At 39.3% G+C, this 22,210-nt stretch carries 21 protein-coding genes; 5 read left to right on the top strand and 16 right to left on the bottom strand.

Going from position 1 to position 22,210, the window contains the following annotated elements:
• The 15 genes from carA to CCON33237_RS01420 form a co-directional block, all read right to left on the bottom strand.
• The gene (gene carA / locus CCON33237_RS01490; protein ID WP_054196089.1) at positions 1–1,119 is read right to left on the bottom strand and encodes a glutamine-hydrolyzing carbamoyl-phosphate synthase small subunit; all 1,119 of its coding nucleotides are present in this window, start codon (positions 1,117–1,119) and stop codon (positions 1–3) included.
• The gene (locus tag CCON33237_RS01485; RefSeq protein ID WP_021091020.1) at positions 1,119–1,670 is read right to left on the bottom strand and encodes a DUF507 family protein; all 552 of its coding nucleotides are present in this window, start codon (positions 1,668–1,670) and stop codon (positions 1,119–1,121) included. Before CCON33237_RS01485 ends, carA begins: the two co-directional genes overlap by 1 nt.
• A gap of 49 nt (positions 1,671–1,719) precedes the next feature.
• The gene (locus CCON33237_RS01480; RefSeq protein WP_054196088.1) at positions 1,720–2,163 is read right to left on the bottom strand and encodes a hypothetical protein; all 444 of its coding nucleotides are present in this window, start codon (positions 2,161–2,163) and stop codon (positions 1,720–1,722) included.
• Positions 2,164–2,325: 162 nt separating this feature from the next.
• The gene (carB, locus tag CCON33237_RS01475; RefSeq protein WP_054196087.1) at positions 2,326–5,586 is read right to left on the bottom strand and encodes a carbamoyl-phosphate synthase large subunit; all 3,261 of its coding nucleotides are present in this window, start codon (positions 5,584–5,586) and stop codon (positions 2,326–2,328) included.
• On the bottom strand, positions 5,586–6,341 hold the full coding sequence (gene mreC, locus CCON33237_RS01470; protein ID WP_054196086.1) for a rod shape-determining protein MreC: 756 nt from the start codon (positions 6,339–6,341) through the stop codon (positions 5,586–5,588). The genes carB and mreC overlap by 1 nt, the downstream gene beginning before the upstream one ends.
• A complete protein-coding gene (locus CCON33237_RS01465) occupies positions 6,331–7,368 on the bottom strand; it encodes a rod shape-determining protein (RefSeq protein ID WP_021090637.1) in 1,038 nt (345 codons plus the stop codon). The genes mreC and CCON33237_RS01465 overlap by 11 nt, the downstream gene beginning before the upstream one ends.
• Positions 7,369–7,377: 9 nt before the next feature.
• Positions 7,378–8,610 (bottom strand): ATP-dependent Clp protease ATP-binding subunit ClpX, encoded by a 1,233-nt coding sequence (clpX, locus tag CCON33237_RS01460; RefSeq protein WP_054196085.1) that lies wholly within the window; start codon positions 8,608–8,610, stop codon positions 7,378–7,380.
• Positions 8,610–9,398 (bottom strand): acyl-ACP--UDP-N-acetylglucosamine O-acyltransferase, encoded by a 789-nt coding sequence (gene lpxA / locus CCON33237_RS01455; protein ID WP_054196084.1) that lies wholly within the window; start codon positions 9,396–9,398, stop codon positions 8,610–8,612. The genes clpX and lpxA overlap by 1 nt, the downstream gene beginning before the upstream one ends.
• Before the next feature lie 21 nt (positions 9,399–9,419).
• Positions 9,420–9,866 (bottom strand): 3-hydroxyacyl-ACP dehydratase FabZ, encoded by a 447-nt coding sequence (fabZ, locus tag CCON33237_RS01450; protein ID WP_021091063.1) that lies wholly within the window; start codon positions 9,864–9,866, stop codon positions 9,420–9,422.
• A gap of 150 nt (positions 9,867–10,016) precedes the next feature.
• Complete coding sequence (locus CCON33237_RS01445; protein WP_054196083.1) at positions 10,017–11,090, bottom strand: epoxyqueuosine reductase QueH; 1,074 nt, start codon at positions 11,088–11,090, stop codon at positions 10,017–10,019.
• Positions 11,091–11,116: 26 nt separating this feature from the next.
• Complete coding sequence (locus tag CCON33237_RS01440) at positions 11,117–11,866, bottom strand: ATP-binding cassette domain-containing protein (protein WP_054196082.1); 750 nt, start codon at positions 11,864–11,866, stop codon at positions 11,117–11,119.
• Complete coding sequence (locus CCON33237_RS01435) at positions 11,863–12,543, bottom strand: ATP-binding cassette domain-containing protein (protein ID WP_054196081.1); 681 nt, start codon at positions 12,541–12,543, stop codon at positions 11,863–11,865. The genes CCON33237_RS01440 and CCON33237_RS01435 overlap by 4 nt, the downstream gene beginning before the upstream one ends.
• Positions 12,540–13,340 (bottom strand): ABC transporter permease, encoded by an 801-nt coding sequence (locus CCON33237_RS01430; protein WP_021084103.1) that lies wholly within the window; start codon positions 13,338–13,340, stop codon positions 12,540–12,542. Before CCON33237_RS01430 ends, CCON33237_RS01435 begins: the two co-directional genes overlap by 4 nt.
• Positions 13,337–14,260: an ABC transporter permease gene (locus CCON33237_RS01425; RefSeq protein ID WP_234402268.1), complete on the bottom strand. Its 924-nt coding sequence runs from the start codon at positions 14,258–14,260 to the stop codon at positions 13,337–13,339. The genes CCON33237_RS01430 and CCON33237_RS01425 overlap by 4 nt, the downstream gene beginning before the upstream one ends.
• A gap of 27 nt (positions 14,261–14,287) precedes the next feature.
• Positions 14,288–15,820, bottom strand: a complete 1,533-nt coding sequence (locus CCON33237_RS01420) for an ABC transporter substrate-binding protein (RefSeq protein ID WP_054196079.1) — start codon at positions 15,818–15,820, stop codon at positions 14,288–14,290.
• Between the two features lie 175 nt (positions 15,821–15,995).
• Here CCON33237_RS01420 and CCON33237_RS01415 point away from each other — a divergent pair, with 175 nt between their 5' ends.
• Positions 15,996–19,316, top strand: a complete 3,321-nt coding sequence (locus CCON33237_RS01415) for a DUF748 domain-containing protein (protein ID WP_054197365.1) — start codon at positions 15,996–15,998, stop codon at positions 19,314–19,316.
• Here the strand turns inward: CCON33237_RS01415 and CCON33237_RS01410 are convergent.
• Positions 19,313–19,717, bottom strand: coding sequence for a hypothetical protein (locus tag CCON33237_RS01410; protein ID WP_054196078.1), 405 nt, complete (start codon positions 19,715–19,717; stop codon positions 19,313–19,315). The genes CCON33237_RS01415 and CCON33237_RS01410 overlap by 4 nt on opposite strands.
• A 115-nt stretch (positions 19,718–19,832) precedes the next feature.
• Between CCON33237_RS01410 and CCON33237_RS01405 the strand changes: the two genes are divergently transcribed.
• The 4 genes from CCON33237_RS01405 to CCON33237_RS01390 all read left to right on the top strand — a co-directional run bounded on the left by CCON33237_RS01405 (position 19,833) and on the right by CCON33237_RS01390 (position 22,200).
• On the top strand, positions 19,833–20,036 hold the full coding sequence (locus CCON33237_RS01405; RefSeq protein WP_021090801.1) for a tautomerase family protein: 204 nt from the start codon (positions 19,833–19,835) through the stop codon (positions 20,034–20,036).
• Positions 20,033–20,530: a thioredoxin-dependent thiol peroxidase gene (gene bcp / locus CCON33237_RS01400; RefSeq protein WP_054196077.1), complete on the top strand. Its 498-nt coding sequence runs from the start codon at positions 20,033–20,035 to the stop codon at positions 20,528–20,530. Before CCON33237_RS01405 ends, bcp begins: the two co-directional genes overlap by 4 nt.
• A 9-nt stretch (positions 20,531–20,539) precedes the next feature.
• Positions 20,540–21,181 (top strand): thiol:disulfide interchange protein DsbA/DsbL, encoded by a 642-nt coding sequence (locus CCON33237_RS01395; RefSeq protein WP_054196076.1) that lies wholly within the window; start codon positions 20,540–20,542, stop codon positions 21,179–21,181.
• Between the two features lie 104 nt (positions 21,182–21,285).
• Positions 21,286–22,200 (top strand): branched-chain amino acid transaminase, encoded by a 915-nt coding sequence (locus CCON33237_RS01390; RefSeq protein ID WP_054196075.1) that lies wholly within the window; start codon positions 21,286–21,288, stop codon positions 22,198–22,200.
• The last annotated feature ends 10 nt before the right edge of the window (positions 22,201–22,210 follow it).

Raw genomic sequence — 22,210 nt, 5'->3', positions numbered from 1 at the left:
TTATAAAATTTCTAAAAACTGCTTAAATATATATTTACTCTCGCTTGGACCACCACTTGCTTCTGGGTGGTGCTGAACTGAAAAGATCGGATAGTCTTTGTATCTCACACCCTCGATCGTGTTGTCAAATAAATTTCTATGAGTCACAACAGCTACTTCTGCGATACTCTCAGGTACGTTGTAGTTGTGATTTTGTGTTGTTATCTCGATCGCTTTTGTCTCTAAATTTAGCACTGGGTGATTTGCTCCGTGCTGACCAAATTTAAGCTTATATGTCTCATATCCAAAGGCATTTGATAGTAGCTGATGTCCAAGGCAAATGCCAAATATAGGTATCCTAGCCTCTATCATCTTTTTGATCTCGCCTATTTCAGCCTTTAAATTTTTTGGCTCACCAGGACCATTTGATAAGAATACCCCATTTATCTCGCCATTTTTAAATTTTTCTATCAAAATTTCAGCCTTAGTGTCGTGTGGCACGACAATGACTTCAAGACCAGTTTCACATAGCTCGTTTAAGATATTTCTCTTTACACCAAAGTCAAAAACAGCTATCTTTTTACCAATACTTTTTAACGGCTTATATGACTTTAAATTTCTATCCCATGCACCTCTTTTGTGCTCATATTCATCCATCGCACTAACTGTTTTTACGTAGTTTATATTTTCGATGCGCCCGCTACTTTCAAGCCTGCGTTTTAGCTCATCTTTATCACTTATTTGCGTTGAAATATAGGCCATAAGCGCACCCTCGTCACGTAGCATCTTTGTAAGGTATCTAGTATCAATGTCATAAACGCCAAATTTGCCCTGCTCTTCGAAAAATTTACCCAAAGATTTTTGCGAGCGGTAGTTTGACGGGGTCTCGTTGTAGCTTCTCATTATAACGCCACTTGCATGAATTCTAAGACTCTCCATATCATCTTCATTTATACCTACTATGCCTATTTCTGGCATCGTAAAGACGATAAACTGACCAGCATAGCTTGGATCGCTCATGATCTCTTCATAGCCAGTCATCGAGGTATTAAAAACGAGCTCACCTGCACACTCACCATGAGCACCAAAAGCTTTTGCTTCTAAAAAAACACCATTTTCAATATAGATATAAGCTTTCATTAAAGCATGCCTCTTTTTTTAAGCTCATCTTGATATAAACGCTCAAAGACAAGATCATATTCATCAGTTCCTGGGATTAGCTTATGTTTATAATTTTGTATCATTTCATAGACATCATCTTCTATCTTCTCATAGCTTTTTAAGTACTCATCTATTGAGTTATAAATCACATTTTTTACGCGATTTTCAGATACATTATAATCAACAAGACCGCTCTTCCAAATAGTTTCAAGCACTTTGTGAGCGATATTGCTAAATCTATCTTCGTGGGTTAAAATTACATCAAATTCACCTGCGAGCTTCTTTTTAACGAGCCAAAACATATTTTTGCGGTCAATTTGCATAGTTTGCATCTCATCTTCATTTTTCTCCAAAAGCTCATTTACTCGCTCATCTAAAGCTCTTTCTTTTTGAATATCGACTGTTAAAATTTCGCTTGTTTTTGATACGATTGGCTCAATGCCTTTATTTAATCTTACGAAACCACAATTTAGAAGATCTATTGCTATTTTATGTGAAATATACGGAACGTGTGGGAGTTTTAAACGCATTTTAAACCTTTAAATTTTTATGCCATTTTAACTAAATAAAGGTAAAACTTTACTTTGAAATTTTAACGACTTTATTATTATCGCTTCTTAAAAAATAAATTTCTCTTCGTCCTTCATAAAGTATCTTTCCATCAGTCTTTTGCTCATTTTCTAAATTTGATGAGATATCTTCTAAAGATAGCGATTTGCTCATAAAATAATTCTCTCCTAAAGTGCGTCCAAAGTCAGGATACCAACTAAAAGCACAAACTATCAGCAAAACTAAATAAAAGGCTCTAAAAATTTTTCTAAAAGGCGCGTAAAAAAAGCAATACCCAAATATAAAAAATACGGGCAAAAGCCATAAGAAAGGCACGTTATCAACAAAAATAACATTAAAATACTCGCTTATGCCATAGTAAGAAAAGTAGTTGTTGTAAATTCCAACAAATAGCGTAAAAATAGGAGCAAGGACAAATATAATACCTGTAAAAAAAGCATTTAAAATTTTCATAAGCTCTCCTTTGGGTGAGATTATATTAAACATAAGCTTTAATATTACTAGATTGATGAAAGCTAGACTAAAATTCAAAGCAAAATGCCATATATGGACATCTGTTGCTTCTAATAATACTTTAAAAACAGTTTAGCTATAAGCTAAACTGCCTTAAATTTATTATTTTTTAGATAAATACTCTTGCAAGCTTTTTACTTCAAGTGCTTTGCCGGTTTGTACCGAGCTTAGCGACTTAGCAGCAGCGAGTGCTGCACGGATCGTTGTAAAGTAAGGGATCTTAAATCTAAGCACATTTTGGCGGATCTTTTTGCCATCATCTACGCTTGATTTAGTATCGCTAGTGTTGATGACAAGTGCGATGTCGCCGTTTTTTAGCCTATCTTCGATGTTTGGCCTACCCTCGCTTATCTTATAGACAAACTCGGCCTCCACACCAGCCTCGCTTAAAATTTTATGTGTACCGCCAGTTGCGATGATGCTAAAGCCAAGCATTATTAGTTCTCTTGCAAGATCAGGCGCGTAAGATTTATCAGCGTCAGCTAGCGTTAAAAATACCCTGCCCTTGCTTGGCAAAGTATTGCTCGCAGCGATCTGACTCTTTGCAAATGAGCTTGCAAAATCGTGACTGATACCCATAACCTCGCCCGTACTCTTCATCTCAGGACCAAGGATGAGATCGGCGCCACTTAGCTTGTTAAATGGCAACACGCACTCTTTTACACAAATATGCGAGCTAACTCGAGGTTTTAAGATGTCGCCATCCTCATAAACAACTTTGTAATCATCATAAAATTTAAGCGCCTCACGTAAATTTCCCTGCCACATAACTCTTGTCGCTACCTTTGCCATAGGCACGCCAGTAGCCTTGCTCACAAACGGCACAGTCCTACTCGCGCGAGGATTTACCTCGATCATATAAAGCTCGTTTTCATAGATAGCAAACTGGATATTCATAAGGCCGACGACGCCTAAATTTAGCGCGATATCTCTGGTTTGCTTCTCCACTTTTTTTATCATTTCATCACTTAAACTCATCGGTGGCAATATGCAAGCTGAGTCGCCAGAGTGAATTCCAGCCTCCTCAATGTGCTCCATTATCGCGCCGATATAGACCTCTTTGCCGTCACATATCGCATCTACATCAAGCTCTTTTGCATCTTGTAAAAATTTATCAAGTAGCACTGGCGAGTGATTGCTAACTTTGACCGCTTCACTCATATACTCTTTTAGCTCGCTCTCGTTGTGTACCCTTCTCATCGCCCTACCGCCAAGGACGTAGCTTGGACGAACTAGCACTGGATAGCCGATATTTGCGGCCTTTTGTAAGGCTTCCTCTAAGCTAGTGGCAGTGTCATTTTTAGGTTGAAGGACGCCTATTTTATTTATAAATTCACTAAATTTCTTTCTATCCTCGGCCACATCGATCACTCTTGCGGTTGTGCCGATGATCTTAGCGCCGATCACGCTTAGGCGTTTTGCGAATTTAAGCGGAGTTTGACCGCCAAAATGCACGATCACGCCGTCTGGCTTTTCACGCTCGATGACTGATCTAACGTGCTCAAAATCGATCGGCTCAAAATACAAAATATCGCTCGTGTCGTAGTCGGTTGAGACGGTTTCTGGGTTGCAGTTGTACATTATTGTTTTTATGCCAAGGTCTCTTAGAGCGTAGCTTGCATGCACGCAGCAGTAGTCAAACTCTATGCCCTGACCGATCCTGTTTGGACCGCCGCCTATTATCATCACCTTTTTAGCGTCTTTTACTAGCTCTTTTTTAGGAAATTTAGTGATATTTGTGGTTGAGTAAAGATACGGCGTTAGCGCCTTAAATTCGCCTGCGCAAGTATCGACCTCGTTATATTCAAGCTCTATGCCAAGCTTTTGCCTAGCAAAGTATATATCATTTTGGCTAAGCTCAAGATCGTCTTTTTCATTTATAAGCACAGCTATCATCTTGTCTGAAAAGCCCATGCTTTTGGCCTCTCGTAGCAACTCCTCGTTGTTTAAGATATCCATATCGATCTTATCTTCAAATTTAACTATCTCATAAATTTGCTCTAAAAACCATGGATCGATCTTACTAAACTCATACACCTCAGCCACGCTAAAGCCATCTCTAAAGGCTTGTGCTAGATATAAAATTCTCCTCTCATTTGCATTTCTGATGCCATAAATCAAAGCGTTTTTCTCTAGGCTAAGGCTATTAAATCCGCAAAGATCACGCTCTAGGCTGCAAAGAGCCTTTTGGATACTCTCTTTAAATGTCCTGCCTATCGCCATGACCTCGCCGACTGACTTCATCGCAGTGCCTAGATATGGGTTTGATCCTGGGAATTTCTCAAATGTAAAACGCGGGATCTTTGTCACGATGTAGTCGATCACCGGCTCAAAGCTAGCAGGCGTGCCTGTGATGTCGTTTTTGATCTCATCTAGGCTAAAACCAACTGCAAGTAGTGTCGCGACCTTTGCGATCGGGTAGCCAGTAGCTTTACTGGCAAGTGCAGAGCTTCGGCTAACGCGTGGGTTCATCTCGATAACGATCATGCGGCCTGTTTTTGGATCTATAGCAAACTGCACGTTGCTGCCGCCCGTATCAACGCCGATCTCGCGAAGTATGGCAAAGCTAGCGTCACGCATAGCTTGATACTCTTTATCTGTGAGCGTGAGAGCTGGCGCAACCGTGATGCTATCGCCTGTATGCACGCCCATTGGGTCGAAATTTTCGATCGAGCAGACGATGATGCAGTTGTCATTTCTATCTCTAATGACCTCCATCTCGTACTCTTTCCAGCCAAGCAAGCTCTCTTCTATCAAAATTTCATGTATCGGGCTTGCGTCAAGGCCAGTGTTGGCTAGCTCTTTAAACTCATCCATATTATAAGCCACGCCACTTCCTGCACCACCAAGCGTATAGCTAGCTCTTATGATGAGCGGAAAGCCTATCTCGTTTGCCGCATTTAGCGCGTCGTCCATGTTGTAGGCATATCTACTCTCAGGCAAGTCCATGCCGATCTTTTGCATAGTCGCTTTAAAAATTTGCCTATCTTCGCCCTTTTTTATCGCTTCTGGATTTGCACCAAGAAATTTAACATCCTTTAAAAGACCACTCTCAAAGACCTCCATAGCGGCATTTAGCGCTACTTGACCGCCCATCGTTGGCAAAATGGCATCAATATTTTCTTTTTCGATGATCTTTAAAATGCTATCTTTTGTGATCGGCTCTATATACGTTGCGTCGGCGAAATTTGGGTCAGTCATGATAGTGGCTGGGTTTGAGTTTATAAGCACTACGCGGTATCCAAGCTCTTTTAGTGTCTTGGCTGCTTGTGTGCCTGAGTAGTCAAATTCGCACGCTTGACCGATGACGATAGGGCCTGAGCCGATTAGCAAAATGGTATTTATATCTGTTCTTTTTGGCATCATTTTTCCTTTGTTACAACGTATAGATAGTTTGGTATGTTTAGTTTTGCATAGGGCTCAACTATCACGCTTTGATAGGAGCTCTCTTTTAAAATTTTACTCACGCGCCCTACTGGCACTCCACTAAAAAATATCCCGTCAAGCCCACTCGTAAAGACCTCGTCGCCCTCTTTTGGACTGAGCCATTGTGGGATAAATTTCACCATTATTTGGCCTTGATTTCCATGTGCGACGCCTGGAATTTTGTCATTTCCTATATAAACTGCAAATATACTTTTTGGGTCATTTTGCAAATAAGCTAGTGGCTTGCCATCTTTTGCGATGACGATGCCAGCGCTATTTCCTTGATAGATGAGCCCGTAAATTTTATTTGGGTCATATCCTTCAAACTCACTTATCCAAATTTTATTATAATCCCCGATATGCACGTAGCTAAGCCCTTTTACTAGCTTTACAGCTGGGGCATAGGCAGTTGAGTTTTTATCTTTTAAAATTTGATTTAGCTCGTTCGCAAAAGTAGAAAGAAGCGTGGCTGAGCGCTCTAGCTCTTCATTTTGCGCTCTTAGCTTTTCTATCTCGCTAGCCTGCCTAAAATATTCGTTTATATAATCTTTCACGCTTTTAGCAAAATTGTCGTATGAATTTGTAGCATAGTTACTAAACCCAATAGAAAGATTACTTAAAATTTCTCCCTTGAAAACTGAGACCATAGCAAGCAATGCTATAAAAACAAAAAGAACAATCTTACTCTTCATTTGTCAGCTGTTGTAAAAGCCCAATCTCTTCAAGTGCCTTGCCCGTTCCTCTAGCAACCGCGAGAAGTGGCTCATCTGCCACAAAAACTGGAAGTTTAACGATATCAGATAAAAATTTATCAAGTCCCCTAATAAGAGCACCGCCGCCAGTTAGCACGATACCAGTCTCCACGATATCGCCAGCAAGATCAGGTGGCATCATTTCAAGTACAGTTTTAAGCGCATCTGCGATCTCTTTTAGTGGCTCTCTCATCGCCTCTCTCACATCTTCGCTAGTTAGCTCAACTCTACTTAAAAGACCACTTACCTGGTCGCGACCTTTTACCACTACGCTTAGCTCTTTTTCAAGCTGCACGGCAGAACCTACGGCAATCTTTATCTCCTCGCCAGTTCGCTCGCCTATTAGTAGGTTATATTTCTCTTTTATGTAATTAACAATGCTAATATCAATCTTATCGCCAGCTGTGCGGATTGATTTTGAGATGACTAGACCACCAAGCGAGACAACACCTATCTCAGTCGTACCACCACCGATATCAACTACTAGGTTACCTTGTGGCTCACGAACTGGTAAATTTGCGCCAATCGCTGCTGCCATAGGCTCTTCGATCAAAAATACCTCTCTTGCACCAGCACTTAAGGCACTTTCTCTAACGGCCTTTCTTTCAACCTGAGTTAGTCCATAAGGAACCGAGATGATGATTCTTGGGCGTAAAAAGCTTTTTCTTTTATGAGTCTTTTCTATAAAATAGCGTATCATGCGCTCGGTCATATCAAAATCTGCAATAACGCCATCTCTCATCGGCCTTATCGCCTCAATATCGCCTGGAGTTTTTCCGACCATCTCTTTTGCGGCATGTCCGACCGCTAAAATTTTTTGTTTGCCATATTTTTCACGTCTTACTGCAACAACAGAAGGCTCGTTTATTATTATGCCTTTATCTTTTACCAAAACAAGTGTATTTGCCGTACCGAGATCTATGCCCATATCACTTGAGAAAAAACCTATAACCTGATCTAAAAACATCTATTTCCTTTACGCTATTTTCTTATCGTGTTTTATTAAAATTGGTTTTGCCTTATCTTTTACAGTCTCTTTTGAGATAACAATATCATACTCTTTTAACTCTGGCAGCTCATACATTATGTCTGTCATAAGCTCTTCCATTATACTTCTAAGCCCTCTAGCCCCGGTTTTTCGCTCGATAGCTAAACTTGCTATCTCTTCAAGTGCTTCATCATCAAATTTAAGTGTAGCACCGTCAATCGCACAAAGCTTTTGGTATTGTTTTAATATCGCATTTTTTGGCTCAGTTAAAATTTTTACCATGTCATCTTTTGTTATTTCATTTAAAGTGGCTACTACGTGAAGTCTGCCGATAAGCTCTGGAATGAGGCCATATTTTACAAGATCGTCTGGCTCAAGTAGGCTTAGTAAATTTTCTTTTTCATTTTTACCACGTTTTTCTTGGTTAAATCCAAGTACGTTTTTACCAACCCTTCTCTCGATAATATCAATAAGCCCGTCAAATGCACCGCCACAAACAAATAAAATATTTGTCGTATCTATCTGGATGAAGTCTTGGTTTGGATGTTTTCTGCCACCTTTTGGTGGGATATTTACAACACTTCCTTCAATGATCTTTAAAAGCGCTTGCTGTACACCTTCACCTGAAACATCCCTTGTAATGCTTCTATTTTCACTCATTCTAGCGATCTTATCAATCTCATCTACAAAAACAATGCCCTGCTCCGCCTTTTTCACGTCACCATTTGCAGCTTGTAAGAGCCTTGTTAGGATGTTTTCAACATCCTCACCGACATATCCAGCCTCAGTTAGGCTTGTGGCATCACAAATTGCGATAGGCACATCAAGAAATCTCGCTAAAGTTTGAGCCATCAACGTCTTTCCGCTTCCAGTTGGGCCAACAAGTAAGATGTTTGATTTTGAAATTTCAGTATCGTCTTTGATGTCGCTTTGTTTAAAAATTCTCTTATAGTGGTTATATACGCCGACGCTAAAGACCTTTTTAGCCCTATCTTGACCGATCACATAGTTATCAAGTACAGCTTTTAGCTCCTTTGGAGTGAGCTTTTGATACTCTATCGTTTCGTCATTTTTACTCTCTTCTACGCTAGTATCTCCATGTATCATATCGTATGCGGCTGCTATGCAGTACTCGCATATATAGGCATTTCCTTCGATATCAGCGAGTAATCTTCTCTCGGCAGACTCTGCCTCTCCACAAAAATTACACTTTCTAGCCATTAATCTCTTCCTTTTGCAAGCGGAATTCCTCTTGTCGTTTCTAATATAAATTTACACATTTTCTTTACGTTTTCGTCGCTGGTTTTTGCGATCAGCTCATTTGCTTGATCTTTTAAGCTTATACCTTGATTAAACAAAAATTTATAAGCGCGAACAAGCTCTTCAACCTGCTCTTTGTCAAATCTACGCCTAATGCCGACTAAATTTAAGCTTCTTATATATGCTCTGTTGCCCTCAGCTAGGCAAAATGGCACTACATCTTGGCTTAGCGCGCTTGCACCTGCTATCATGCAGCTCTCACCCACTCTAACAAACTGATGAATAGGTGTAAGACCGCCCACAACAGCATAATCACCAAGCTCGACGTGACCTGCTAGAGTTGCGTTATTTGCTAAAATGACGTTGTTGCCTATTATGCAGTCGTGTGCAATATGAGAATATGCCATGATAAAGGCATTATCTCCGATCCTTGTTATGCCATCGCCCTTGTGCGTGCCTGAGTTTATCGTGCAAAACTCACGTATAGTTGCGTGCTCTCCGATAATAACGCCGGTATCAATCTCATCTTTATAGCTGATATCTTGCGGGATATCGCCCACGATCGCGTAGCTAAATACACGAGAGTTATCGCCGATCTTAGTCTTGCCAAGCACCCTTGCGCCTTGCTTTATCGTGACGTTATTGCCAAGGACTGCATCTTTACTTACAAATGCATAAGCCTCGATATTTGCGTCATCTCCAATGATCGCTCCATCTTCTATAACGGCTGTTTGGTGGATATTCTTCATTGTCTCTCTTTTTCTTAAAGCCTATTTATCGACTATCATCGCTTTTAGCTCAGCCTCAGCGCAAAGTGCGTCATCTACATATGCCTTGCCTTCAAGCACCCAGATATTTCCCTTGTGTTTTAATACATTTAGTCTATACTCTAGTCTATCTCCAGGACGGACCGGATGGCGAAATTTTGCTCCGTCTATACTCATAAAATAAACCACTTTATTCTCAATACCAGCTTGATGCTCATCACTCATGCTCTTAAACGCTAGCACACCGCCAGCTTGCGCCATGCCTTCGATTATCATTACGCCAGGATATATCGGGTGACCTGGGAAGTGTCCCTGAAATATCGGCTCGCCAATGGTTACATTTTTATAAGCCACGATATTCTTAGCTGGCTCTAGCTCAACAACTCTATCTATAAGTAAAAATGGAAATCTATGTGGGAGAATTTTTTGAATTTCTACGACGTCTATCACGTTTTAGCCTTAGTAATGTAAATTTGTGGCGATTGTAACAAATTTATACTAAGAAAAAAATTATTAGCCTCTTTTAAAAATCTCTAAATTTCGCCTTATGTGGCAAAAATTTAATTCACTGCTTTAAGATAAATTTTATAAACCCACCTTTTAGTCTAAAACCAAAATTTCTTCGCTATCGTTATAAAAAACAGCCTTTGCGTAAATTTCGTAGCTACCCTTTTTGACCTCGTCTAAGACGATGATAGGATTTTGCGAAAATTCTCCGCTTATATCACGGCGAAATTTTAGCTCCTTATCAAGCTCAAGCGGCCTTTTGCAAAGCTCATCTACGCTTTTAAATTTGCTATTTGTAAATTTATTAAATCGATTTAAGCTCATAAAAACCACGCCCTCTTTTAGCTCATCATCCATCTCGCAATCTCTTGCTACACTTAGCTTTAAATTTTCTCTTTTAAAACCAGAGTAGAGCACAAAGTAACTCGGTGTCACGTGACCTTCAAATTTTACATAAGCACGTAAAAGTCTGTAGTTTAAAAATCGTCTTCTAAAAAGGTGAAATTTCTCCCCCTTTGCCTCGCACTCGCGCACCTTTTTATAAAGCTCAAGCCTCGCTTCTATGCTACCATAAAGCGCCCTTGCATGTAGCTCGCTCATTAGCTCACTTTGTGGCAAATTTTGCGAGTCGCGCTGTTTTTTTAGCGCAAAGACGCAGCCACAGTAGTTTTGGTGATAGAGCTTATCTTTTTTAGCGAGGATAAACTGCTCACTTGTGCCGCCATTTTTTCTATAATCAACCGCAACCGCCTCTAAATTTGAGCCAGCCACCGCCTCATCAAGCGCCTTTTTAAGCTGAGAAAAGTCCTTTTTTGGGCTCATCAAAAGCGTCGTCGTGATCTTATTTAGACCAAGCTCAAGTGCCTTTTTAGCTGAGTCTTTCATACGAAAGTCAAAGCAGTACTCGCACCTTTTGCCCTTTTCTGGCTCGTCTTCAAGCCCTTTTGTGCCACCAAGCCACGCTTCGTAGTCGTATTCGCCGCATATTAGCTTGATGCCAAGCTTCTCGCAGCTTCGCTTCACGTCCTCAAAACGCAGTAAAAACTCGCTATATGGATGTATGTTTGGATCGTAAAAATAGCCTACTATTCGTTCATTTGGATGATCTTTTCGTAGGCGCTGTAAAAAGTAGTGGCTATCGACCGAGCAGCAGATATGAACTAGCAAATTTGACCTTTTTTGCTTGCATTATATCAAAGTTTATCGTCATAAAATTTAGCTGCGTCAAGGTATTTTTTAAGGACATTTTGGCTTGCAAGATCATCAAATTTACCCCACGCCACTTGCTTGCCAGATTCGATTATTAGCACCTTTTGCGCTATCTTCATCGCACTTAAAATATCGTGCGTGATGAAAATAATACTGATCTTTTCATCCAAGCTTAAAAGCAAATTTATGATCTTTTGTTTTGTCTCATTATCAAGCCCGCTTGTTATCTCGTCGCAGATTAGGACTTTTGGCTTTGAAAGAAGCGCTAGCAGTATCCCGACCCTTGTCGCCTCGCCGCCGCTTAGCTGTGATGGATATTTTTCTAAAATTTCATCTTTTAAATTTAAATTCGCTAGAAACTCTTTGAGCTCATTTTGGCTAAAGCTAAGCTTAAGATATGACCTCACGTGAGCGATCGCGGTTTTTACTTTTAGCGCTGGATTTAGGGCTTGTTTTTGGTTTTGCAAGATATATCTGATATCTTTTTTGAGCTCATTTTTGTCCGTGATCTCCTCATCGTTTATATAAATTTTACCCCCACTTTTTGGCTCGCTAAATGATATGAGATTTGCAAGCGTGCTTTTGCCACTGCCACTTTGACCCAAAATGGCTAAATTTTCGCCATCGTCAAGCTCGCAACTTATCCCCTCTAAAAGATGCAGCACTTCAGCTCTAGCGTTAAAATGCTCCTTAAAACTTAAACTTTTTGATACGTTTTCAAGCCTGATTTTCACGCATTTTCCTTTAAATTTAGCCGCCCATCTCTCATCTGCCAAATTTCATCACTAAGATAGCTTGTCAGCGCCTCATCGTGCGAGATAAAGATGACGCTCATCTTGCCCTTTAAACTCTCTAAGATGCCAGCCACGTGGCTACCGCTAATGCTATCAAGCCCGCTTGTTATCTCGTCGCAGATTAAAATTTTTGGCTTCAAGCATAGCGCCAGAGCGATCTGCACACGGCTCGCCTCGCCACCACTTAGTTCGTATGAGTATTTGTGCCAGATGAGATTTGCATTACCCAGCCCAAACTCCCTAAAATAAGCAAATGCAAGCTCTTTATTTGATTTATTATCGCCACCAAGATAGGCATTAAAGTGATCGCCCACGTTTAAGAGCGGATGAAGGCTGGCAACTGAGTTTTGAAAGATGAGCGCAGCGACCTTTTTTCGGTGCTCTTTTAGCTCATTTTGACTAAGTTTTAAGATATCTTTTTTATAAATGCTAAATTTATCCGCCCTCACTCTAAAATCATCATCAAAAAGCCTTATTAAGCTCTTTGCAAAGAGCGATTTGCCACTGCCACTTGCACCCGTGATACCTATAAATTTACCCTCGCTCATGCTAAAATCAAGCTCACGCAAAAGCTTCTTATCCTTATAAGAAACGTTTAAATTTTTAATCTCTATCATATTTTTATATTGCCATTTTTTGAATTTGATGTGATGATCGAGGTTGCAAGGATGAGCAAAAAGAGCGTCACGCCAGGGAAAAGCACCATCCACCAAGAGCCCAGAAAAAGCGCCTCTTTGCTCTCATTTAACATGATGCCAAGGCTTATTTTATTTGCGTCGCTACCCACTCCAAAAAAGCCAAGTGTGGCCTCCATGACGACAGCGTTTATCGCGTTTATGCCAAAGATGCTAACTATTAAATGCTTTAAATTTGGCAAAATTTCAAAGCAGATAAGGCTAAATTTGCTAGCCCCGTTTATCACAGCCTGCTCGGCGTAGTCGCACTTTTTACTAAGTCTTAAATTTTGCATAAAGACTTTTGCGCCCTGCATAAACGAGCAAATGGCGATGATAAAAGAGGTGATAAGCAGATCTCCGCTACTAAATGAGCTAAAAAGCATGATAAAAACGATGTTTGGTATGCTTAAAAAGGCATCAAGCCCCTTATCAAAAAGGCTCTCACAAACTCTGCTCTTACTCGTGCCAAAATATGCATAGATGAGCGAGAAAAGCGTCGTTAAAAAGCCAGCTAGCAGCAAGACAAGAAGCGAGTTTTTAAGCGCGTAGGCCACTCTTATGAGATTGTCCCTGCCTAGGATGTCAGTGCCAAAGATATGCTCGCTACTTGGGGCTAAATTTACCGCCATAAAGTCAGTGAAATTTGGCTCAAATTTAGAAAAAAATGGCGTCACAAAGGCAAATGTGACAAGTGCCAAAAAGACAAAACAGGCTAAGAAAAATATGACTTTTCTCATAAATTTCTCTTATCTGCCAAGATGGCAAAAATTTTAGCCAGCAAATTTGCAAAAACGACAAAAACAGCCATTAGCAAAATAGTCGCAAGTGCGACTGGATAGTCTTTGGCGATGACTGCATCAAGGCTAAGCTTGCCTATGCCCGGAAATGAAAAAATGCTCTCAATGACGTATGAGCCAGCAAAAACGCCAGCTACAAGGGTTGCGAAATAATAGACTATATCGGTGCTTGCGTGCTTTATGGCAAAGTGATAAATTTTACCCCGCCCCAAACCTCTAGCATGAGCCGTCTGGATAAAGTCGGCATTTAGGCTTTGATTTAGCCTGTCTCTTACAAATTTCACGTTTGCGCCAAGGTGTGGCAAGATGATAGCAAGCGTTGGCAAGATGATAAATTTAGCTCCCACCCCGCTAGATCCTAGCTCGTTTGCCCCAGAGCTTGGCAGCACGTTTAGATAGACGCTAAAGATCGCTATTAGCACGAGTGCTACGTAAAAATGTGGCAATGATGCCAGCAAAAAGGAGCTAAAATTTATAAAGATATCGGCAAATTTATTTTTATAAATGGCGCTTAAAAGCCCCAAGAAAAATGACAAAAAAACTATCAGAAAAAACGAAGCAAAAAACAAAATAAGAGAGTTTAAAAGTCTCTCTTTAATGAGCAAAAAAACGCTTGCTCCACTTACAAAACTAGTGCCAAAGTCCCCAGTGACAAAGTGAGCCAGCAATCTAAAATACTGCACAAAAAAGCCATCTTTTAGCCCCAAATTTTCTAAAATTTGCTCCTTTATAGCCACGCTCACCGCCTCACTTCGCAAAAACATCGCATCAGTGACGTTTCCTGGCAAAAAATATATGAGCAAAAATAGAAAAAATGAGATAAAAAACAGCAACCCAAGGCTTGAGATCGCTGTTTTCAAAATGGCTCTAAACAAAGTTTTTATCCACTATTTTACTTGCCACTCTCTTATGTTCCATAAAAATCCAGCCCCATGGTGGCCTAAAATTTGCATCTTTATGCCTGAAATTTTGTTGTTAAAAACGAGCGGATAGTCAAGATAGGCTATAAAAATGTAAGGTGGATTTTCAAAAAGCGCTTTTAGAAATTCTTTGTAGTATTTTTTCCTAAGCTCCATGTCCTTTGTATATCTCGCGTTTTTTAGGGCAAGATCGGCGTCTGCGTCCTTGTAGTGGCTAAAATTCCAGCCATTTTCATTGACATCGATGTCGGCAAATCCGCCAAAAATTCTATATGTATGAAAGTCTGGATCAAATGGGCTTCCCCAGCCGATCACAAAGCTATCAACCTTACTTATGCTAAAGGCTGTTTTTGGCTTTGCATAGGCTTTGGCTCTTACGCCAAATTTCTCAAACTCGCTGCTTAAAATTTTGGCTAGATTGACCCTTAAGATGTCGTTATTAAAGGCGTAGATATCAAAGCCAAGCTCCTTGCCGTCCTTCTCAAAAAAGCCAGCCTTATTTTTCTTAAAGCCGCTCTTTTCAAGTAGCTCCCTAGCCTTTTGCGGATCGTAGCTAAATTTAAACTCGCTGTCGTTTGCAAAGCTTTTTTCTATCGGGTTGTTCGCTACGCTTGCATATCCGTGAAATAGTTTTTTAACTATCTCATCTTTATTAACCGCGTAGTTTAGGGCGATCCTTACATTTTTATCTTGAAAGATAGGATCTTCAAGGTTAAACATCAAAGCTCTATAGTCTGCGCTTTTAAATTTAAGCAAGCTAAGTTTTTTATCATCTTTTATGAAATTTACCCCTGTTGGAGAGATGAGCGCAACGTCGATCTCGCCACTTTTTAGCCCAACTAGTCTTAAATTTTCATCACCAACGATCTTAAAAAATACCTTTTTTATCTTTGGTTCGCCCTTGTAAAATTTCTCATTTGCCGCAAATTCCAAGCTCCCATCTTTTTTCCATTTTACAAGCTTGTATGCGCCAGTGCCGATAGGGGCGTCATTAAATTTATCAGTTGCGATATCTTTGCCCTTTAAAATGTGCTCAGGCAAAACGCCAAAACTAAGTGCGTCAAGAAATGGCGGAAATGGCTCACTAAGCGTGATCTTAACTTTATAATCACCCAAAATTTCAACGCTTTTTACCACCTCGTAGTTTGAGATAGCAGGTGCATTTAGCTTCTTATCTTGAGCCGCTTCGATGGTAAATTTAACGTCCTTTGCGCTAAATTTTACCCCGTCATGCCAAAAAGCATCATCTCTTAGCTCAAAAATATACTCCAAGCCATCATCACTCACCTGCCAAGACTTGGCAAGCTCTGGCACTACATGGCTATTTTCATCATGGCTAGTAAGGCCAGAGAAAACCAGCGAAAGCGTAGGATCGTGATCCTCGTCGTAGAGTGGATTTATGCGAGGTGTTTGTTCCTCGATAGCGACTACAACGGCATTTTCATTTGCATAAGCAAAGGCAGAAAATAACAAAAACAATAAAGCCAAAAACCTCTTCATCACTCGCTCCTTTGTTTAAAAAATATTTGACGAATGGTAATACGAAATGCATAAAAGTGTTATTAAGATAAATGTAAATTCAATGTATAAAAAATTTGAAATTTCTAACTATCTTTTAACCTTTTTTAAAGTAAAATCAGGGCTCATTTTAGCTGACAAAAAGGTAAATTTCACAATGGATAAAAAGAAAAAAATAGCCCTGATCACTGGCATCTGCGTAGTTTCACTTTTGCTTATCTACACGCTTCTTGGCTTTTTTGGTCTGCCTTATGCTATCAAAAATATCGCGCCAAAGTACCTAAAAGACTACAACGCAACACTTTTTGTAAGTGATGCTAAATTTAATCCATTTACCTTCGAGCTAAACGCTACAAATGCCGAGCTAAACACCACTTCGCCGCTTTTTAGCACGAAGCAGATCGACCTTAAGCTAAAACCATTTTCTATCTTTAAAAAGCTAGTTGAGATAGACATTTTTAGGCTAGATGAGCCAAAAGTAAAGATCGCAAGAGATAAAAAGGCAAATTTTAACTTTAGCAATTTTATAAGCGATAATAACGCAACTAGCGAAGATAACAGCACTAGCTCGATAAATTTCGCGCTAAATAATGCAAAAATCATCAAAGGCTCATTTTCGTATAGCGACCAAAATCTCACAAAGCCATTTAATGTAAGTTTTGATGATATAAACTACGAGCTTAGCTCGCTAAATACGAAGAAAAATAGCGCAGGTAGTCACATATTTGACTCAAACTCAAGCCTGGCGCACAAGATCGATCTAAAAGGCGACATCAAGCTAAATCCACTAAAAATAGAGGGCAACGTCAGCATAAAAGACTTTAGCATAAAGCCAGTTGCGATAAGCTTTATCGACAATGACACGTTAAATCTAAAAAATGCCATTATAAACTTAAAAATAAACTACGCTTTAAAAGCCGATGAGAACGCAACTAAGATAAATTTAAAAGATGGCTTTTTAAATGTAAAAGGACTAAGCCTTGATGAAGGCGCAAACGAGCTTAGCCTTGGCGAGCTAGAGCTTCCAAAATTTGATCTTGATAGTAAGATAGCGGATAAAACGGAGGCTGCGCTAAATTTAAGCGCTGTAAATTTAAACGACATCTCTTTTAAAAGTGCTATCGCTGCGAGCGTAAAATCACTAAATTTAAATGAGATCTCGCTGCTTGCAAATTTAAATGAAAAAAGCGAGCTAAACGCCACAGCTAAGCTAAAAAATATGGGTGCAAACGCTTTAAAAATAGATGAAGCAGATAGAAATTTAGCAAATTTAAAAGATATAAATGCTTCAAATTTAAATCTAAATTTAGTAAATAACAAAACCGCTCTAACGCTTGAAAAAATAGCACTAAACGGCATCAACGCGCCACTTAGCAAAAGTGCAAGTGCAAATGTAGCAAGCGCTGGCGTGACAAATACAAGCTTTACAATGGATGGCAACAAGAGCCTTGCGAGCCTTGATGAGCTAAACATAAAAAGCATAGGGCTTAAAGCAAAAAATAAAGATATAGCAAGCGTCGCTGACGTGGCGATAAAGAGCATAAGCTTTGATCTTTTAAAAATGGCTCTAAATATCGCTAGTGTCGATGTTAATAAGCCTAAATTTACTTCAGAACTAAACAACAATGGTCTAAGCGCTGTAAATGAGCTAGGATTTGGCGAGCAGAGCACAAAAGCTACAAAAGCGGCAAAACACACTAAAAAGGTAGAGAAAAAGGCTGAAAATAAAGGCGCTTCAAAAAGCAAAGAAAATGAGTTTAAATTTGATGTAAAAAATATAAGTGTAAATAACGCAGACATCGCTTTGACAAATCTTTTTGAAGGCGAGAAGATCGCTCATAAATTTGATAATCTTTTTGTAAAAGTAGCAAATTTAAGTAGCGATTTTAGCAAGCCATTTGACGCAAAAGTGGCGATGAAGAGCTCGCAAAAGCTAAATTTGGATGTTGAGTCCAAGATAAAGATCGAGCCACTTGATGTGAGCGCAAAAATCAAGCTAAATGATACAAATTTACCAAAGTATTTTGCCTACGCAAAGCCCTTTTTAGAGGCCGATCTAGCTAGCGGACAGCTTGAGAGTAGCGCTGAGATAAGCTACGCAAAAGATATCAAAGCAGACGCAAAAGTTAGCATCAAAGATATAAGATTAAATGGCAAAAAAACTGAAAAACTAATCGCCTTTAAAAGCTTAGAACTTGAAAAAATTTCATTTGCCAAAAACGACCTTACTATAAGCGGAGTGAGCTTAAATTCGCCATTTATCAAGGCTCATCTAAGCAAAGAGCGTGAATTTAATCTAAGCAAAATCGTAAAAGAAGATAAAAGAAAAGCCCAAAGTGAGCAAAAAACTGAGAGCAAAAAGGTAGCTATTAAAAAAGATGACGAGCTAAATTTTAGTATCAAAAATTTCTCACTTAACAACGGTGAGGTTGATTTTTCAGATGCGTCACTATTTATGCCATTTGCTACGAAAATTTCAAATCTAAATGGCAAGCTAACTGATATCGATAAAAAACGTCCAAGTTCGGGCGAGTTTAAAGGCACAGTTGGTAAAAATGGCTTTTCTCAGATTACAGCAAAACTATTTCCTTTTGAGCTAAAGCAAAATACCGATATTAAACTTGATTTTAAAGACATCGATCTAATCGACATAACACCATACAGCGGGCAATTTTTGGGTTATAAAATAAAAAAAGGCAAGTTAAATTTAAATCTAAATTATAGCGTTGTTGATTCAAAACTAAACGGCTCAAATCTTATAAATTTTGACACACTCACACTTGGAGAAAAGGTTGATTCAAAAGATGCTGTAAATTTGCCACTCTCGCTTGCTATATCGATATTAAGCGATCAAAATAATCAAATAAATATCGACCTGCCAGTTGAAGGAAATTTAGTCGATCCTGACTTTAAATATGGCGGTGTCATTTGGGCTGCTGTTAAAAAACTCTTTGCAGACATTACGTTAGCTCCGTTTAGATTTTTAGGTAATGCTCTAGGACTTGGCAGCAAGGATCTTAGCTCTATTGATTTTCTTGCTGGAAGCAGCGAGCTAATAAGCTCAGAAGCACCAAAAATAGCTGATTTTATAAAATTAACCACTGCAAAGCCTATGATGAAACTTAGCATCACGCCTACTTACTCTGAAATAGATGTGCTCTACTTTAAAGAAAAAAAGCTTGATCAAAAGATAAATCAAATAATCGCCTCAAGTGGCAAAGATTATATTACCGTGCTAAATTCTCTCGTTCCAAACGCTAAAGATAAAAGTGATAAGGCCTTAAGAGAAGAGGCAATAAAAACCATCGAAGTGGATAAGGAAAAACTAGTTGAGCTAGCAAATGAGCGTGCAAATGCAGTAAAAGAAGCACTCATAAAGGCTGGGCTTGAGACTGGCCGCATAAATGTAAATGATGCAACAAGCTCAGAGCCTAAGCAAAACACCTACGCAAGTGTGCTTATGGGAGTGGCGAACTAAATTTCATTTATCTCACTGCTTCTTGCGTTGTAAACAAACCAGCTAAGAAACATGAGCATCATAAATGCGCCAAAAACTAGGCTTGCGTAAAAATATAAGCTAAAGCCTTCACCTAGTAAATTTGCATTGTGAAGAGCGATCATAACGCCAGCAAGTGAAATTAAATAGCCAATTAGCTTAATGATAAAAATTTTTGGATTTACAAGGATGAGTAAAAGCCCGCAAAGCATGACACCAAGGGCTATTTGTAAATTTAAAATGTTAGTTTGAGCACTTGAGCCAAATGTCAAAAAACCAAGCAAAAATATGACTAAAAACATCAAAACAGCATAAACTGCCCTGCTTCGTCCAAAGCTATACATAAAGCAAACAAAGCCTTTGTTATGTTTGTTGTAGTCCATTTTTCGCTCCTATGTAACAAATTTTTGTATTTTAATGCCAAATTCTTAAATAAAGGCTTTAATCTGAAATTTCACTCAAATTAGCTAATATTTCACATCTTAAAAAGGAGCAACAATGCCTTATGTTAATATCAAAATAGCAGGCCCAGAGCCGACAAAAGAGCAAAAAGATCAAGTTTTTAAAGAGGTGACTGAGACGCTTGTAAGAGTGCTTGGCAAGAAAAAAGAGGCGGTAATGATTTTCATAGAAACTCACGACGCTAGCAACATCGGCGTAGGTGGCGAAAGCGTAGAAGATAAGAGAAAGGGGATAAAATGAGCGAATTTAGTAAAGCAGATATTGAACGAAAAATAACACTTGAAGTTGGTGACAAGGCGCCAGAGTTTGAAGCGCTAAATCAAGACGGTGTAAAGGTCGTACTAAAGGACTTTATAGGCAAAAATGTAGTGCTTTACTTCTACCCAAAGGACAACACTCCGGGCTGCACGACTGAGGCTTGCGAATTTAGCGCGAACTACGATCAGTTTATCAAAAACGACACAGTTATCATCGGCGTTAGCCCAGATAGCGTGAAGTCGCATGCGGGATTTATCACAAAGCAAAATTTAAAGCACATCCTCTTAAGCGACGAGGATAAGGAAATTTCTAAACTCTATGGTGTTTGGCAGGTCAAGAAAAATTACGGCAAAGAGTATCTTGGCATTGTTAGAAGTACATTTGTGATCGGCAAAGACGGCAAAATAGCAAAAATTTACAAAAGCGTAAAAGCCAAAGATCATGCCGCAAAAGTGCTAGCCGATCTAGTAAAATAGGGAGCAAGAATGAAATTTATAAAAATGCTAATTTTAAGTACGTTTTTTGCGCTAAATTTATCAGCTCTCACTGAAGGTGTAGAGTATCAAACTCTAGCAAAACCACTTGATGTGCCTAAAAACTCGGTCGTCAAGGTCTTTAGCTACGACTGCACACACTGCTATAAATTTGACCGAACTATCACAAGAAAGCTGATGTCAAAGCTTGAAGATGTAAAATTTATCCCATATCACCTAAGTACAAAAGGCAAGCTTGGTGAGACCGCAAGCAAAATTTTTGCTGCTCTTATCTTTATAGATGAAACAAATGGGATTGATCTACTAAGCGATGAGTCAAAATTTAAGCAAGCAAAATTTGCGATCTATAAAGCAAGACATGATGAAAAAGATGATTTTAATGATGGCAAAGACAAAGAGAGATTTATAAATTTAGCCCTTAAAGCAGCTCACGTGAGCAAGGACAACTACGAAAAAGCACTAAATAGCGACCGAGCAAAAGAGCTTTTAGACGCATGGTTCGCCTCTTATGATGTTGCTAGCATTAGCGGTGTGCCAGCTTTTGTAGTAAGCGGCAAATACTTAATAAATTTAAGCGCAGCTTCATCAATCGATGAGATGGCAAAGATCATACAAGAGCTTTTAGATAAGTAGTTTTGGCGGGTAATATCTGCAAATTTTGGTCTTAGAAATGTAAATTTAAAGCAATTTTAGATAAACTCAGACCAAAATTTCTAAGAAAAAAGAAAGGTTTAACAATGAATGCTTCAGAATTTATCTGGATGGATGGAAAATTAGTTAAATGGGACGATGCAAAAGTACACGTTCTAACTCACTCTTTGCACTACGCTAATGCCGTATTTGAAGGCACAAGAGCTTATAAAACAAAAAAAGGTCTAGCTATTTTTAGACTCCAAGATCACACAAAAAGGCTTTTAAGATCAGCAAAAATGACTGTTTTAAATGTACCTTACACTGAGGAAGAGCTTGAAAAAGCACAGATCGAGCTACTTCGTGCAAACAAATATAACGGCAACGTCTACATCCGCCCACTTATATTTTTAGGATACGGCGTAATGGGCGTAGCTCACACAAAAGCGCCAGTGCAAACCGCTATCGCTTCATGGGAATGGGGTGCATATCTTGGCGATGAAGGCCTAGAAAAAGGCATTAGAGTTAAAATTTCAAGCTTTGCCAAACTCGCACCTGCTGCTCAAATGAACAGAGCAAAAGCTAGCTCAAACTACCTAAGCTCACAAATGGCAAACTACGAGGCAAAAGAAGCTGGATACGACGAGGCACTACTTCTTGATAGCGAGGGCTTTGTAGCTGAAGGCCCAGGCGAGTGCTTCTTTATCGTTGAAAATGGCGTTTTAATCACTCCGCCAAACGACAACAGCCTACTTAGCATCACTCAAGATACGGTCATAAGACTTGCTCATGATCTTGACATCGAAGTAAGAAGAGAGCGCATCACAAGAGATCAGGCTTACACAGCTGACGAGGCATTTTTCACTGGTACTGCAGCTGAAGTAACACCGATAAATAGCATAGATAACCGCATTATCGGCAACGGAGCTAGAGGCGAAGTGACAAAGAGACTACAAAAAGCTTATTTTGACGTGGTTTATGGTCTAAACAAAAAATATGAATCATTTTTAACATATATTTAAAAATTTAAAG

The organism is Campylobacter concisus, from assembly GCF_001298465.1.
Taxonomy (GTDB): Bacteria; Campylobacterota; Campylobacteria; order Campylobacterales; family Campylobacteraceae; genus Campylobacter_A; species Campylobacter_A concisus.
The sequence above is the reverse complement of the archived record's forward strand: the minus strand, read 5'-3'. Positions and strand labels throughout refer to the sequence as shown.

What these genes read in the sequence shown, in the direction of transcription:
- CCON33237_RS01465 (WP_021090637.1), bottom strand. Translation starts at nt 7,368, where the DNA reads ATGTTTTTAGATCAGGTTATAGGTTTTTTCTCAAGTGATATGGGCATA.
- CCON33237_RS01430 (WP_021084103.1), bottom strand. Translation starts at nt 13,340, where the DNA reads ATGAGAAAAGTCATATTTTTCTTAGCCTGTTTTGTCTTTTTGGCACTT.
- mreC (WP_054196086.1), bottom strand. Translation starts at nt 6,341, where the DNA reads ATGAAGAGTAAGATTGTTCTTTTTGTTTTTATAGCATTGCTTGCTATG.
- bcp (WP_054196077.1), top strand. Translation starts at nt 20,033, where the DNA reads ATGAGCGAATTTAGTAAAGCAGATATTGAACGAAAAATAACACTTGAA.
- CCON33237_RS01410 (WP_054196078.1), bottom strand. Translation starts at nt 19,717, where the DNA reads ATGGACTACAACAAACATAACAAAGGCTTTGTTTGCTTTATGTATAGC.
- CCON33237_RS01415 (WP_054197365.1), top strand. Translation starts at nt 15,996, where the DNA reads ATGGATAAAAAGAAAAAAATAGCCCTGATCACTGGCATCTGCGTAGTT.
- carA (WP_054196089.1), bottom strand. Translation starts at nt 1,119, where the DNA reads ATGAAAGCTTATATCTATATTGAAAATGGTGTTTTTTTAGAAGCAAAA.
- CCON33237_RS01390 (WP_054196075.1), top strand. Translation starts at nt 21,286, where the DNA reads ATGAATGCTTCAGAATTTATCTGGATGGATGGAAAATTAGTTAAATGG.
- CCON33237_RS01405 (WP_021090801.1), top strand. Translation starts at nt 19,833, where the DNA reads ATGCCTTATGTTAATATCAAAATAGCAGGCCCAGAGCCGACAAAAGAG.
- carB (WP_054196087.1), bottom strand. Translation starts at nt 5,586, where the DNA reads ATGCCAAAAAGAACAGATATAAATACCATTTTGCTAATCGGCTCAGGC.
- CCON33237_RS01480 (WP_054196088.1), bottom strand. Translation starts at nt 2,163, where the DNA reads ATGAAAATTTTAAATGCTTTTTTTACAGGTATTATATTTGTCCTTGCT.
- lpxA (WP_054196084.1), bottom strand. Translation starts at nt 9,398, where the DNA reads ATGAAGAATATCCACCAAACAGCCGTTATAGAAGATGGAGCGATCATT.
- CCON33237_RS01435 (WP_054196081.1), bottom strand. Translation starts at nt 12,543, where the DNA reads ATGATAGAGATTAAAAATTTAAACGTTTCTTATAAGGATAAGAAGCTT.
- CCON33237_RS01395 (WP_054196076.1), top strand. Translation starts at nt 20,540, where the DNA reads ATGAAATTTATAAAAATGCTAATTTTAAGTACGTTTTTTGCGCTAAAT.
- CCON33237_RS01420 (WP_054196079.1), bottom strand. Translation starts at nt 15,820, where the DNA reads ATGAAGAGGTTTTTGGCTTTATTGTTTTTGTTATTTTCTGCCTTTGCT.
- clpX (WP_054196085.1), bottom strand. Translation starts at nt 8,610, where the DNA reads ATGGCTAGAAAGTGTAATTTTTGTGGAGAGGCAGAGTCTGCCGAGAGA.
- CCON33237_RS01485 (WP_021091020.1), bottom strand. Translation starts at nt 1,670, where the DNA reads ATGCGTTTAAAACTCCCACACGTTCCGTATATTTCACATAAAATAGCA.